The 14,061-nt window shown below is 44.5% G+C and carries 12 protein-coding genes; 2 read left to right on the plus strand and 10 right to left on the minus strand.

Annotation, left to right across the window (positions count from 1 at the left end):
• Positions 1 to 11: 11 nt before the first annotated feature.
• From VFDL14_RS03960 to VFDL14_RS03920, 9 genes are read right to left on the minus strand one after another with little or no spacing between them, the layout of a single operon-like run.
• A complete protein-coding gene (locus VFDL14_RS03960; RefSeq protein WP_032552863.1) occupies positions 12 to 536 on the minus strand; it encodes an Hcp family type VI secretion system effector in 525 nt (174 codons plus the stop codon).
• Between the two features lie 47 nt (positions 537 to 583).
• Positions 584 to 1,918: an ImpA family type VI secretion system protein gene (locus VFDL14_RS03955; protein WP_032552864.1), complete on the minus strand. Its 1,335-nt coding sequence runs from the start codon at positions 1,916 to 1,918 to the stop codon at positions 584 to 586.
• Positions 1,919 to 1,932: 14 nt separating this feature from the next.
• Positions 1,933 to 2,985 (minus strand): hypothetical protein, encoded by a 1,053-nt coding sequence (locus VFDL14_RS03950; RefSeq protein ID WP_032552865.1) that lies wholly within the window; start codon positions 2,983 to 2,985, stop codon positions 1,933 to 1,935.
• Between the two features lie 40 nt (positions 2,986 to 3,025).
• On the minus strand, positions 3,026 to 3,325 hold the full coding sequence (locus tag VFDL14_RS03945) for a PAAR domain-containing protein (protein WP_032552866.1): 300 nt from the start codon (positions 3,323 to 3,325) through the stop codon (positions 3,026 to 3,028).
• A complete protein-coding gene (locus VFDL14_RS03940; protein ID WP_032552867.1) occupies positions 3,325 to 3,903 on the minus strand; it encodes a DUF6931 family protein in 579 nt (192 codons plus the stop codon). The genes VFDL14_RS03945 and VFDL14_RS03940 overlap by 1 nt, the downstream gene beginning before the upstream one ends.
• Positions 3,903 to 5,957: a type VI secretion system Vgr family protein gene (locus VFDL14_RS03935; RefSeq protein WP_032552868.1), complete on the minus strand. Its 2,055-nt coding sequence runs from the start codon at positions 5,955 to 5,957 to the stop codon at positions 3,903 to 3,905. Before VFDL14_RS03935 ends, VFDL14_RS03940 begins: the two co-directional genes overlap by 1 nt.
• A gap of 50 nt (positions 5,958 to 6,007) precedes the next feature.
• Positions 6,008 to 7,006 carry an ABC transporter substrate-binding protein gene (locus VFDL14_RS03930; protein ID WP_032552869.1) on the minus strand — a complete coding sequence of 333 codons (999 nt, stop codon included), beginning with the start codon at positions 7,004 to 7,006 and terminating at the stop codon, positions 6,008 to 6,010.
• On the minus strand, positions 7,003 to 9,141 hold the full coding sequence (locus VFDL14_RS03925; RefSeq protein WP_032552870.1) for an MFS transporter: 2,139 nt from the start codon (positions 9,139 to 9,141) through the stop codon (positions 7,003 to 7,005). Before VFDL14_RS03925 ends, VFDL14_RS03930 begins: the two co-directional genes overlap by 4 nt.
• Complete coding sequence (locus tag VFDL14_RS03920; protein ID WP_235201762.1) at positions 9,138 to 9,878, minus strand: hypothetical protein; 741 nt, start codon at positions 9,876 to 9,878, stop codon at positions 9,138 to 9,140. The genes VFDL14_RS03925 and VFDL14_RS03920 overlap by 4 nt, the downstream gene beginning before the upstream one ends.
• Positions 9,879 to 10,275: 397 nt before the next feature.
• On the opposite strand from VFDL14_RS03920, the gene VFDL14_RS0123460 reads away from it, so the two are divergent.
• Together VFDL14_RS0123460 and VFDL14_RS23715 are read left to right on the plus strand one after the other, a co-directional pair.
• The gene (locus VFDL14_RS0123460) at positions 10,276 to 11,838 is read left to right on the plus strand and encodes an HD domain-containing phosphohydrolase (RefSeq protein WP_084181914.1); all 1,563 of its coding nucleotides are present in this window, start codon (positions 10,276 to 10,278) and stop codon (positions 11,836 to 11,838) included.
• 17 nt (positions 11,839 to 11,855) lie between these two features.
• Entirely contained in the window at positions 11,856 to 13,211 is a 1,356-nt protein-coding gene (locus VFDL14_RS23715) for a sensor histidine kinase (protein WP_050487477.1), read from the plus strand.
• A 214-nt stretch (positions 13,212 to 13,425) separates the two neighbouring features.
• Here the strand turns inward: VFDL14_RS23715 and VFDL14_RS03915 are convergent, their stop codons facing one another.
• Positions 13,426 to 14,052 carry a hypothetical protein gene (locus VFDL14_RS03915; protein ID WP_032552873.1) on the minus strand — a complete coding sequence of 209 codons (627 nt, stop codon included), beginning with the start codon at positions 14,050 to 14,052 and terminating at the stop codon, positions 13,426 to 13,428.
• Positions 14,053 to 14,061: the final 9 nt, after the last annotated feature.

Genomic DNA, 14,061 nt, shown 5'->3' on the forward strand with positions numbered 1-14,061 from the left:
GTTAATCAAAATTAAGCCGCCTTAGACTCAAGTTTGCCTGTGGTACAATCGAACTTAACAGTATCGCCTTTCTCGATCTTACCGCCGTCACCTTCTTGGTAGTAAACCTTAGTCAGCGTTGTGTATGTCAGTGAGAAATCTTCTACTGGTAGCTGTCCATCAGAGCCGTGAATGTTGTAGCTAGCAATACGAGTTTTCTCTAGAGTTAATACAAGGTATGGATCTGCACCTGCGCCATCACGAGATGGTTTAGTCAACAGAATTTCAACCGTTTTACCTTCTGCACCCGGTGCAAATAAGAATGTTGTTAGATGAGGAGATGCACCATCTGAAGTACGAGAGACATGGATTGCATCCAGTGAAACCATACCTTTGTCTGCGTTGTTTGCATTACCAACATCAACGGCTACGCCACGGTTTGCGCCCCAGCTCATGTTATCGATAGCGAAGAAGCCTTTCTTGCCACCAATATCACCAATTGTTGCTGCACCTTTAATCGTGTTTAAACCATCAATTCGCATGTAAATAGAAGCCATGATTATTCCCTTTTCTATGATTTGTCATTTTTGACTGTTAGTAACCGCTACCACTCAATATTGGAGAGCCCTGAATCAGAGCTTGGGGTAGAGGTTGATTCCTGCGCTTTCACTTCTTCCTGAACTGTCTCCGGCGGCATGACCACTTGAGGTTGTGGTACCGCTGTAGCTTTGAGTTCTGCTTTATGCTCAGCACTCTCAAGTCCAGCTAGATGTTCGATTCTTTGATGTACGGCGTTGTTATCGCCGACCAGTTCTTCGAGTAATTCTGGTAATGACATTCCTCCCCAACGTATCGCTCGTTTAAGTAGTAAATAAATTGGACTGTGTGGTTCATTCTCTAAAAAGTAGTCGGCAATCACCTGCAGATCTGCCAATGCTTGTTCACGAGTCGCTGCTGCACTGGCTGTTGCCATAGTCGCGATTGCAGGTGAGCTGAGAGCAGCAGGAGCGGCAGCAGAAACTGGAGATACAGCGGGCGTGATCGGCGACTCTGCGACAGCATCTGCAACAGCGGGATCAACTGTTGGTGTTACTTCCACGGGCTCTGGTTCAGCCGGCGTTTCGACTACAGGGTCAAGTGGCCAATGAGCGAACTGTTCCCCAACAAGGTATCGAAGTGCTGAAATTAATCGCTCAATAGACTCTTTGACAAAACGGAAACTCAAAGCCTGAGCACCGACATCACCACACTTACTTGAAATCAATGTTTCAAGCTGAGTTAGCGCCTCTAAAGACTCACCCAGTGCCAAGATACGAGCTTCAACCTCACCTCTTTCACTCGCCAGAGCCGACACCGCTTCAGCTTTTAATGTCGCTAAAGTGCCGTCTTTTTCATTCTTGTAGAACCTGCCGTAATCGATATCACCCACTAGCGCTAACATTTGAAGCGGCATGTACAACAAACCACTCTCTGCGGTATCACCAATCAGCTGTAGCAAAGGTTTGATTCTGTGCTCTGCCACTTCAACCGCTTGTTGCTGTTCAGTGTCACCTTTACGTTTTTTCTCTGGTAATACAGGGTTTAGCGTGTCCCAGTACTTTTCGACCACGCTCTCCATAGTTTTCAGCGAGCTCGACAAATTCTGGAACGGCTCTGGCCCAAACAACTGAGCAACGGTGAACCACGAGAAGATTTCAAGGTCTTTCGAATTCTCTTTCAGACATTGATAGCAGGTGTCCGACAACTTTTGCCAGTTCGCGAAATTCGCCTCCACTAGCTCTGCATCTTCTAGAGCATCGGGAATTTCCATTAGCTGACGAAATGACGACTGCGCCATATTGAATTCGTTACGGTAGCCACGAAACAGCGAGCGATTATCTTTTAGATATTCACCACAAGGTGCTTCATCAGAGATCGGTGTCAGCAAATCTTCAAACATTCATTGATTCCTTACTACTTCGCATGCCAATTGGCTGCTGTACCCGTTACACCTGGCTTATGCTGAGACTTTGTGAAATTCGCCCAGATAAAGCTCGCCAAAAACGAGATGGCCCAAGCTTGCGCGTTACTAGAGTCTTGATTAGCCGCTTTCTTGTAATCATAAGGGCCACATTGAATCACGAGTGGTTTCTTACGATTCTTGTAGCTGTAGTGTTGAGCTGCCGGTAACGATTCACACTCCTTAGACGAAGGAAGTTTGAATTTCGCTGAGACCATCTTGGATAGGATGCTTGCTGCCAACAGTACGTCCTGATCTCCACATGCAATACTTCGACAGTGAGTAATAGCCGTTCTTAGCTTGTTCGCTACTTTTCCTGAAATATCAGCAGGAACAGTGATGACACAATCCGTGTCGTCCCAAACAAACTTCTGCTTGCCATCGATATAAGCAAGGCGTGACAGGTTATAGAAAGCATGACCATAGGTTTTACCCCAAGCCATCTGACTCACGTTTAATTGAAGTTCGACAATATGAGGGATCGTTTTCTTAGGCGTAGGTACGTTGTTGACCTTAGTTGAAAAGTCGATTTCTACCTGTAAGAAAAACTTCACGTCTTTGTATTGGTCTAGAATCTCCTTTTCCCAGAGATCTTTTACAGCGTCTGATTGTTTGTCTTTAATCGCCTGATATTCAGGTGTTGTGTAGATGTAGTCTCGGAATGCGAACATCTGAGCGATAGTGCTAAAAACAATCGTTGCACGAGCGATGTCCTTTACCGCCAAAGGCTTTTTGACACCCTGCGTTTTATCTGTCGTAGGGTCATCCCAATTAGTAATGCCACACTTAGCTGCGATACGCTCACGCGTTTTCAAAGGCCCACGGTTATAGGCAATCGCCTTACCTGACTCATTATTTACTTTACGAGTAAGATTAAGCATAAAAGCATGCAGCTTGGGGTTAGCCAGCTTAGCTTGCTCGACAAGTTCTTCTATCTGTTCGCGCTTATGGTCATTGTCCCAAAACGTTGTTTGAGAAATAACTCCCTCAAGAGTATGCGTTGGCATCGTTCCCTCCACTCACCATCTTCATAGTTAGTCCTTTCAACTACCCACCTATTTGAACCGTCGGAGCACCAAAAACAATGCTGCCCCCGTGACTTGTTGTGTCGCCCATTCGTGCAGCCGGAGTGCTATTAATTAGAACAGTCGCACTGCCTTTTACAATGCTGTCCGGTGGTCCTACACATACCAGCGAGTCACCCATTTTTGCCGCTGGTAATTTACATATCAGTACAGTGACTGCGCCCGGTCCTACAATTGGCCCACCCACATGAGGAATTGGCGGTGTACCCGGTGTTTGCATCGGACAGGTGTGCATGTCAGTTAATCTTGCGGCAGACGGCATCATTGGCCTCCTTCACTAATCATCCCAGAGCCACCATTGGCAATGTCGATGGCACTGCTAAACACCTTCTTGTAATAAGCCTTATACCCAGACCATTCAGGTAAGGCGGCGGCTGTGTTTACAGCACCAGCCACAGCTTTTGCGTAAAGAAGATCGGCAGGCATCACGACAGGCAAATCTGCAGGTGCAATGCTGCCTTGACCACTCCAAAATACGGATTGCCCTACCCATCTCGCTGAGCTTTCATTTGGCAGAGGCTCTAAGGTCTTTTCAATGTGTCTTCGCGCCGCTTCGTTGGGCTCTTTCACCCACTTGCCACTCTCATTAATGAGCTTCAGTTCTTGGTTAGTTAAATCAGCCTTTCTTAACAACGTCGCTTGTACCGACCACCAAACCGCCTCTCGCATTGGCAACGCGTGTGCGAGGTAGTTGGTGAGGTCAATATTCAAACCAGCTTCTTGCAACTTAGCGATCGCCTCTGTTGGTAACGTCTCTCCGTTTACCAATGCGCTTGCTTCTTCTGATAATTCAAAATGAGCAAGTATCTGAGCTGAATTCTTGTACGGGATCTTTTTCATTAGTTCACCATCACTATTGTGCCTTTCACGGCAGTTTGACCTGATGAACTGATCTCAGCGGTTGCTGCTCCAGAAACCTTGGCGGTAACGTCCCCTTTTAACTCTGCGTTAAGCCCTTGAATCTTGGCTCCAGTACTGCCTTTCGCGGCAAAGCTCGTAGACGCACTAAGTGACATCGATGTGCTGGCCTTAGCGCTTAAAGAGCCTTTTGATGAGATGCTAACAGAGGTGCCCGATTGGCTAAGGCTGCCGCCATCTAGCGAGACTTTTGAGCTACCACTGATAGCCACAGTGCCGCTTGATAACTCGATCTTATCGCTGCTGATCACGATCTTGCTGCTACCCACTTTAAGAGTCAGGGTGTCATCCGCAGTTAGAGTGATCGTCTTACCCTCTCCGGTAATTGATTCTTTTGCCGTAAGGGCATACGACTTATCTGTAGAAAGTTCGATACCTTCTTTAGCAGATAGAATATTTTTCTGTTCAATGGTTTGCGTGACATTTTTAGTGACTGTCGACTTGTACTCTCCGCCCACGGTTTCGGTGTAATCATTAACAATGTCACGCGTCATATCTTTTGCGGCATTGACAGCAAACAGCTCATTGTCTTTCTTATCGTCGAGTTTGATTTCATTCGCCTTGCCAGCCAACTTCGTCATCACGCCACTTTGAGTGGTGTTTGCGGTTGGATAAGGTGGCTTATGTTTACTGTTGTAAACACTTGAAACGATCACTGGTTGGTCAGGGTCGCCATTGATAAAACTCACCAGTACTTCTTGACCCGCGCGAGGCAAAAATTGAGCGCCATATCCATTGCCAGCCATTGCCTGAGCAACACGAACCCAGCAACTGGTTTTATCGCCGCTCTCAGGATCCCAATGGAACTTGATTCTTACGCGTCCTAAAGCGTCATTCGCTGGCTCACCATCTTTACTACCTGATACCAAAGCAGATTGCAGGCCATGCAAAACAGGTTTGTCTTTTCCGGCTGGATAAAACACTTGGTCTTCTGGAATGCAGGTTAATTCAGCCTTTAAGTCACCACTCTTTTCATCAAACTCGTAGCGCAGCTCAGAGACTAGATAATTGCCTTTCTGAGTAGTATCTGAATGACCCGCTAACTTTAGAAAGTGTCCTGCACAAACATCTGATGATTGCGTTTTGGCATAGGCTCTATCGTATGAAGAGTCCAGTTGACCGCGCTGGCTTTCAACCAAAGCACTGGCTAAATCGGTATAACTACCAGCAGGACTTGCTGATGGGTAACGATACTCAGTTAGCTTGGAGTTGTTCGATAGCGTATATTTCGATTTCTTCGCTTTACTCGTTACCAGTTTGGTTTGGTTATAGTCGTAGCCAGCAATTTCGAGTGATGCACTGTGAAAGCGCTTCTCTCGTTGCCAAGTATCAAGCACCTCATAATCACCCGACGGTTGTGCCGCATAATCAACGGTGACGCTATCGTCTGAAGCAAATGGTTTAGAGGCTTGTTGCAAATAAAGGGTGCCAGCTTTGCTGTCTTTACCGAAGTAATAGTGCACACCTTCTTCGGCTAGCAATCGAGTGACGAAATCAAAATCAGATTCATTAAATTGGATACAGTATTCGCGCTTGGTCGAGGGCATACTCTTGACGCTGTAGTCGCCTTTGAAACCCAAGTCATCAAAGATGCTAGTAACGATCGTCTGTACACTAGCCTCTTGGAAAACACGACACTGACGAGAGTGTTTGAGCAAGAAGAACCAAGGCTGAACGGTTAGCTTAACGCCAAAATAGGAGGAATCGACACGTTGCGATTGCACCTGAGCCTTCACCACATAGCCGGTAAATGTTCGCACTTCTGTCCGACTTGTACCGGTTTCAGTGTAAAAATTGCAATCGATCGGCTCACCAATCCAATCTTCAGCACTGGAACTGGTCGCTAATACCGTGACTTCAAACTCATACTCGTCGCTCACAACTTCAGAGACTGATAGCTCAGAAGCGACAAACTCTTTACTCTTTGAGTTTTTGACCACCAGAAGACTGCCCTGAGGTTCAATCAATTCGTTCATTGAACCTCCTCAATTTTCAGTGTGTAGTGCGATCCTTGCATATTCGACCCTTACTTCATGTCCGCGTTTACCAGTTCGGCAAACCGCAGCAATTGAATCGGAGGGAAGATAGACATGTTCCTTGCTACTTCCATGTTGATCGATATTGAGTAGCTGCTTAACTCAGCAATGGGTAGAGATCCCGGCTCTACGCCCTCAAAAAGCACTTTCTCAGCTTGGTTAGCCGCGAGTTGTCCTACTCGATAGTATTTATTCGATACCGAGATCAATGCGTTCGATTTTGTCACCATTGAATCGTAAGCAGATGCGACAGGTAAGCCATGAGCGACAGCAGACGCTGTGAACTCATCACGATTCGCTAGGTTGTAAGAGCTTGAACCGACGTACACTACATCCGCTCCTTGCTCGACAAGTTTCTGCATCTTAGTGTCAAACTGGCCAGGTAATGGTTTACCATTTTCATCAAGTTCGTAAGTCTCAACCAAGGTTTCAAATTCCATCTTCTGTTCTAAGCTCTGAAGCTTTTCGGTATTCAAGTTGGAGTTGAGCTCGGCTGTGGAGTACACCACGCCAATCTTGTTCACTGGGAAGTATTCGCGCATAACACGGATCTGTACTTCTTCATCAATTCGATTTCGAATCCCAGTGACTAGCGTACGACCTGACGTTTGTGGGGAGTCAATAATGCCCGCACCTACAGGGTCAGCCACAATCATAAAGAGAGCCGGTATGTCACCTAACTTTGTCTTATTTCCAAACTCTTCTCGGGTCCCAATAATTGCTTTACTGACGCTGGTTCCCCAAGTCACAACTAAGTCTGGAGAGAGGGTTTTCGCCTCTTCTAGAAACTCTGCCAACTTCGTTTTATCCCGGTCTGCGTTTCGCAAAGTCACTTCGACCGGTAAGTTATTGGTTTTAATATAGTCAAAGAATCCTTGGCACGCCTCCTCACAACCACGCCAAACTGTCATATAAACAGATTTCGGCTTTTCAGCGTGCGCCAAGCTAGAGACAATAAGGGTGATCAGCAATACGATTATCTTATTCATAATGACGACCCTACTGCTTTTCGCTCTGGCATTCTAAGAATCATAAACATGGCAATACCGGCGAGGAAAATACCGCCACCCACTATGGTCATCGCTTCACCAAAGCTGTAACTGATCAACAGTGATGCCACTAAAATTGGACCAATTACGCTACCAATTCGCTCAGAGGTACGAAGTAAGCCAAGTACTTCGGTACGTCCAACTTCAGGTGTTGCTTCTGATGCTTCAAGTGCACAAGCGATAAGTGGTGCTTTCAAGATTGAATGCGCAATACCCATGAGTGTTACGGCCAGTAAGATCTTAAATATTGAATCATCACCGTACATCGAGATGAGTATTGCCCCAGATAGCAAGGTGCCCAGAACTACTAGCTGTTTTGTCTTCTGGGTGCGATCTGCAATGCCAGAAGCTATAGGGCTCAACGGAATGATCACCAATGAGTAGATCATCATGACGCGACCAATTTCCGATTGGCTGGCGTCGAGAGACACGAGATAAAGAGGAACCAAGAAATATAGGAAGCCCGTTAGCACAATTTTGGCTGGGATAGCACAGAACAAGATCACCGCCATGAAGCGCAAGTTTTTAGCCAACAACAAAACGCTACCCTTAGCTGCTGCTTTACCTTTAGCGCTATCGCCAGAAACATCACCAATAAACATGCGCCATGCTAAGAAGCCTGCAAATGCCGCCAATAATGCCGAGAGTAAGAACACCGGCTGATAACCAATACGGTCAGCAATGATTGCGCCTAAAGCGGTACCACACATCGTTGCTGTCATTAAGACACCTACAAAAATCGACATGCCTTTTGCTCGGTTTTCAGGTGTGATAACAGCTGCAATATAGCTTTGACAGCTTATGGTGATAATCGCGTAACCAAAGGCCGTCACACCACGAGCGATTACGATGTCCATGCTGTCTTGCGCAAAGGCACATCCAAAGTAACCACCAATTGCGGGAATCAAACCTAACAAGAAAAGTTGCTTCTGCCCCCAGCGGTCAACCCACTTTGCAGCAAATGGAGTACACGCAGCGATCACAAACATGAAGACGGAAATCGGCAGACCAAGCATCACATCTTTTGAAATCCAACTAGTCGGCTTATAAAACTCATTCACGAATAGCGGCATGAAGGATTTTGAAAGCTCTTCTGCAAAAGAGAAAACAAAGAGCGGGATTCGGGCATCAACAATGTTGCCTTTGTGAAAGCCGAGTTTGCTCTCTAAACTAAATCGCTCGGAGATACTTGATAACTTGGAAGTGACGGTATTTGATTCAGAATGACCGTCGACATCAGATTTAGACGAAATAAATCTAGAAAACAGAGCTTTAAAGCGAGACTGGAGATCTTTAGAGTCTTCGTTTAGACGCTGAGAAAACAGACCAATCACACCGTGGGAACTGGTTCTCTCATTAACGGAAAAGTCCCCTTTTACCTGACGCTTTAGGATTGACTCAGACTCTTCTAATGGCCCTGATACATAAAACATCACCACGACCATCACTACTTCGAAGCAAACCAGCAATACTGCGATCAGTACAATCGCGATGTCGAAAAAGATATCCGTCAGTTGAGACTGAACAAAGGTTGAACTCAAGCCCACGTATACGCGACCTGACACCTCTTCCGCACCTTGAATTGCGAGCTGAAAGACATCGCTTTGAGCTTTGTCGGAACTAAATAGAGAAGGTAACAAGTTTGGCAATTCTTTGAAGACGACAATCAATCGCTCCAAAAACGTAGCAGACAAATATTGATTCGAAACTTTTTCAAACGCCACGGCGTAAGTTGGGTCAAGCGTTTCGATCGCACCAGAGCGATAAAGCACATCCTCATTCTGCGTAATCGCAACAAAGGTTAGCTCTGGGTAGGTTGTTAGCGTATTGTCTAGATAATCGTCCATCCCTTTTATTTGTTCAAAAGGAATACCGACATCGATCGCGAGCTCAACATCGTCTTGAATGTTCTGCGCAATAGCATTCGCTTTCTTAAGAAGTTCAGGCTTGATTGAAAAGTTGAACTCAACCAAGGTGTAAGCCGCACTTAGGAAAGAGGCGAGAAATGCACTAACAATAGTAATCCAGATTAGGCGTTTGTTGATTAGGCCCGCCATAGTTTGAACTCTACTCATTTAATCACCTCGGTGTCTTGCTTTTCTTGCTTCTTTGAAAGCTCTTTTAATCTTTCTAATTCAGCAGACACCTCTGCTTTCATTTTCTCACTCTGTTTGATCTGATCTGCGAATGTCTGGCTCATGGTGCCCGGTGGCGCTTTATCCAAAAGCTGTTTATCGCCCTTGGAATATTTTTGGATAAGGTCAATGACACCCGCAACATCACCAAAGCCCAGCCTTACCACTAAGAAAACGATCAAAGCCGTTATTAGGAATATCACGACGGTTGCCTCTAAAAGATGCAACTTAACGAGAGCATATACACCAAAGAGTGCAGATTTGTCGTACTCGATGACTATACTGCCCGAAAGGTTTCCAAAACTATCGAAAGTCTGTAACCCGCTGTATAACTGAGCATCGTTGTTGTACGACCAGTGAACTTCATTTGAGGTTAGGGCTCTACGCAGTACCTCAGGGGGAACATTTGTACCTTGAGTACTTGAAGAATGAATCAGAAGCTCACCGTTTTGGTTCACCAAGGAGATAGCCGTTACATCGGACTCACGAGTTCGAGCGTGATTAAATTGGTCTTTAAGGTTATCTGCCGACTCAAATGGTATACCCATGCGATCGACACGCTCCATTGAGGTTTTTAATGAAGAAGAAATAACATCGAGCTTTGATGAAACAACGTTCGACATAACACTGTCGAATTTCATGTAATTCATCAAATACAGAAGTCCTAATACAGACATTAAGATTATCCATACTGTAACCACTAGCCTTAAATGGACTTCAAAAAATGCTCTCACTTTCCCAACCTCTGACGAAGAAGTACTGCTAATTACGAATTAAGTTAATACTCTATTGTTTGAATTATGAGTGACTCATAATCAAACCAAGTTATTTCTTATAAAACATACATAATTTAATATTTAAACTAACAGCAGAGTAACAATATAACAACCTCCTAATTACTAGGTGTAAATCTATTGTTGGTCAAACTAAGTGACGGATAAAATTGATTTTGTGGCAATAGGTTCTAAATTTTAATTGAATTCAATCGCAAAAATTGACTTTCTAGAAAAGCTTGCTTGAAGTTAGCCGAAAAACTAAGTTAAAAGCTGCATTCTCTGTGTTAAGGATAACAATATGCCCAACTCTCTTTTTTCAGTGAGTCAAAAACGGAAAGATAACTCCCCTCAAATAATGCAACAACCGCATTCAAAAATAGTTAATCGCCCATGGAAAGTACTACTTATTGATGATGAGCCAGATGTTATTTCTGTATCGAAAATGGCGCTAACAGGCTTGAAATTTCAAGATAATCCTCTGGAAATACTCTCAGCATCATCTGCAAAACAAGCGAAAGAGATACTCGAAGAACATTCAGATATCGCGCTTGCTTTGGTCGATGTGGTGATGGAAACAGACAATGCTGGCCTCGAATTAATCCATTGGATTCGTGAAATAAAGAACAACAAGCAGATACGACTAGTACTAAGAACGGGGCAGCCAGGTCAAGCTCCTGAAGAAACCGTCATCAACACCTATGAAATTAATGACTATAAAAATAAAACTGAGCTAAATGCGACACGCCTCAAGACTTCTGTTTTGACAGCACTTCGCGCCTACCGAGACATTCGAATCATCTCCTCCAACCAGAACAGGTTGGAGCAGTTGCTGTCCTCAACTGAGGCCATTTTGGCTCATTCGGAGATAAAAGATTTCCTTCGCGTGGCATATTCTGAGTTAAAGCGCTTCCTAAAACATGACCAATTACAGCTAGCAATCAATATTGAAAGTCACATGCCCTATGCTCAGCCAGTCAAAAAGCAGTATTTAATCACTGATGATAACGAGCTATTTGAAGGCGAGTCGATTAGTGCCGTTGAAGACCTCATCGTTAATTTGCCAACCACGAAACCTGATAAACCCATTATCGACATAAACAGCAAACGACTTCTTCATTGCTTAAAAATCAATGAGTTCGAGCACATTACTATCGGTTTTAATTTCAAAAATCCGATATCCAAAGGCGTAAGCAACCTACTGCCTCATTTTACTTCTAACTTTGTTTTGGTCTTCAAGAACCTTTTATCTAACCACGAGATTCAGGAAGTTCAGCAACAGTTGATGCTAATGCTCAGCGAAGCGATAGAGACTCGCTCTAAAGAGACTGGCGCTCATGTATTGAGAGTGGCTCTGATCTGCGAATTCATAGCAACACAACTCGGTTTAGGTAAGAAGCATGTTCAAATCATCAAGCATGCAGCGCCAATGCATGACTTGGGAAAAATAGGCGTTCCGGAGAGCATCCTACATAAGCCTGCTGCCCTGTCTGACGAAGAGTGGGACATTATGAAAACCCACCCAACTATTGGTTACAACCTATTGAGTAAGCTCAACTATGGGATTCCTCAGATGGGTGCAATGGTCTCTCTTTCACACCACGAGAAATGGAACGGATCTGGCTACCCTAACCAGTTAGAAGGGGAAGATATCCCTCTTGAGGGGCGTATCATGGCCATTGCAGATGTTATTGATGCGCTTGGCTCTGCGAGGTCTTACAAAAAAGCATGGCGCGATCAGGATATTATTGACCTCATCGAAGACCAAAAAGGGATTCATTTCGACCCTAAAATCGCTGATGTTGCGATTCAGCACTTTGCTGAAATCATGGAAATTCGCAAACACTACCCTGATGCAGACTAAAGAGCTGAACCACCAATATGCTTACCAAGAAACTAAATGCCCTTCTCGACCACCCAAGCATCGACCTTGGGGATATCGATTTGCTGGCTAAAGAAAGCCTTAACCTGCTCAATTCTGCATTACATCTTTCGGATGCGAGCCTGTGGCTAGCAACAGACCAAAATGACGTCAGCTGCGTTTATGCAGAACGCAAAGAAGATACAAAAATCATTGAAAATCAATCAATTAAGCCGGACGATTACCGCATATTTTTGGATCAAATTCATAGCAAAAGTCACTTAGCCTACACCCATACCAACGCAATGAAGGGCCAGTGGCTTAAGATTCCTGACTTTGTCTATTTCCAATCGTACCTAGTGCCTGTAAAGCTGAATCAAGAAATCATTGGGTTCATACTACTCAGGCAGGCACCGCATCGCGTTAAGCTAGACCAATCCAGCATTCAATTCGCCATCAGCATTGCGTTCGCCATTGGGAGAACAATAAAGTCGGCGGAGATGAATCACCATTTTAGCTCGCACACACAACAAGGTTTAGAGCTTCAACAGAGTGTTCAAAGCCAAAATGAGAACATCAAGCAGCTACTGAAAAACTTAGAGCAATCGCAGAAATATCAAGTAGAAATGGAGAAAATGGAAGCGCTCGGTCACCTCGTTAATGGAGTAGCTCATGAGGTCAATACACCGCTTGGCGTTGCTATTACCGCTTTATCGGTGATGGAGGATCATATTAACCAACTTGAGAATGCTTACAACAACCAATTACTTGATGAAAGCACCTTTGTTGACTTCCTAGAAGGCATACGCCCTGCTCACAAGATGACAAGCTCAAATCTAGAGCGCGCAGCTCAGTTAGTCCAACAATTCAAACAGACATCTGTCCATGAACACCATGGTGACGTGGAAAATATAAACGTTTTAAACGTGACTAATGCATTAATTGATAGCATTGAACCTATATATACCCCTTATAATGTAGAGTTCATACTCGAAATATCCGAAAACTTAAACATACGTTTAAATACAGGGATACTTGAACAAATTCTTACAAATTTAATTAACAATAGCTGCATTCACGGATTTGAATTAAGTAAAGAGGACAAAAACCTAATTTACATAAAAGCCATAGAATCTGATAAAGATATAGTCCTGTCTTATCAAGATAATGGAACAGGGATTGAAGATAGCGTTGCCAATAAATTATTTACTCCATTTTATACAACCAATCGATTAAATGGAGGTACAGGGTTGGGCCTTTCCATTATATATAACCTAATCACCCACAAACTTGGCGGTGATATTAGAGTAGTAGAGCAAGAGTCCTCTATTGGCGCTCACTTTCAAATACGGTTACCAGATACATCCTCTACATAACTTTTATAATCAGCACGCCATGTTAGTTGTTTCGATAACGTTTAGTACTTAACACTAATATAGCCACTTATATTTAGAATGTTATCTCGCAGAAGAGAGCTAACAGCTCTAGCAATGTTACCAAGCGTAGATTAGCGCCACGAACGAAAAAGGCCTACTCATCAGTTCCACCTTTACCGATTGAGTAGGCCTTGACTAACAGCTTTTATCTCGCTTAAAGCATTCGCTTCATCGCCGAATACTCACCTTTAGTACGAATGATCACCATGACGGTGTTGTCATTTCGGTTTCTAAAGAACCAACCGTGATGTCCAGTGAACGCGGCAACCAGTACCCCTTCATCGTTCGGTACGCCTCTACCTTTCTCGTAACTGATCGCGTTGCCATTTCCATCGCCATGAGTATCAAAGTTAACCGGACCACCCTTGGCTGACCAAGCGAAGGTCGCTGTTTGTCCTTCTGTCATCACTAGCTTAACTTCTGCACCTTCACCCGGTTTTAGTACCAACATCATTTTGTCTTTCCAAGCTGTGCTTGCTTGTTGTTGAGAGTCAGTACGTGGTTTCGGTTCAGCTTTTGTAACAGGGGTCGCTACGATTACCGCTTGATCGCGCGCCCTGTCCGCTTCCGCTTCCGCTTCTTGAGAAAGTTGAGTCTTGATCTCTCCCATCTCGGTCAATCCGAGCATTCTGCCAGCACCTGTGGGGTCAATGGCATACTCTGCAGGTAAGATAACCGTAACTAAAGTCACAACCGCCACAACAAGAGCGATAGCAGTAGAGCAAACGAGCTGCTTGGTTGTTGGTAACTCGGCTCTGTTTGGCATGTCTGAATTGTACATGAATAATTC

Source organism: Vibrio fortis (assembly GCF_000695685.1).
Classification (GTDB): Bacteria; Pseudomonadota; Gammaproteobacteria; order Enterobacterales; family Vibrionaceae; genus Vibrio; species Vibrio fortis_A.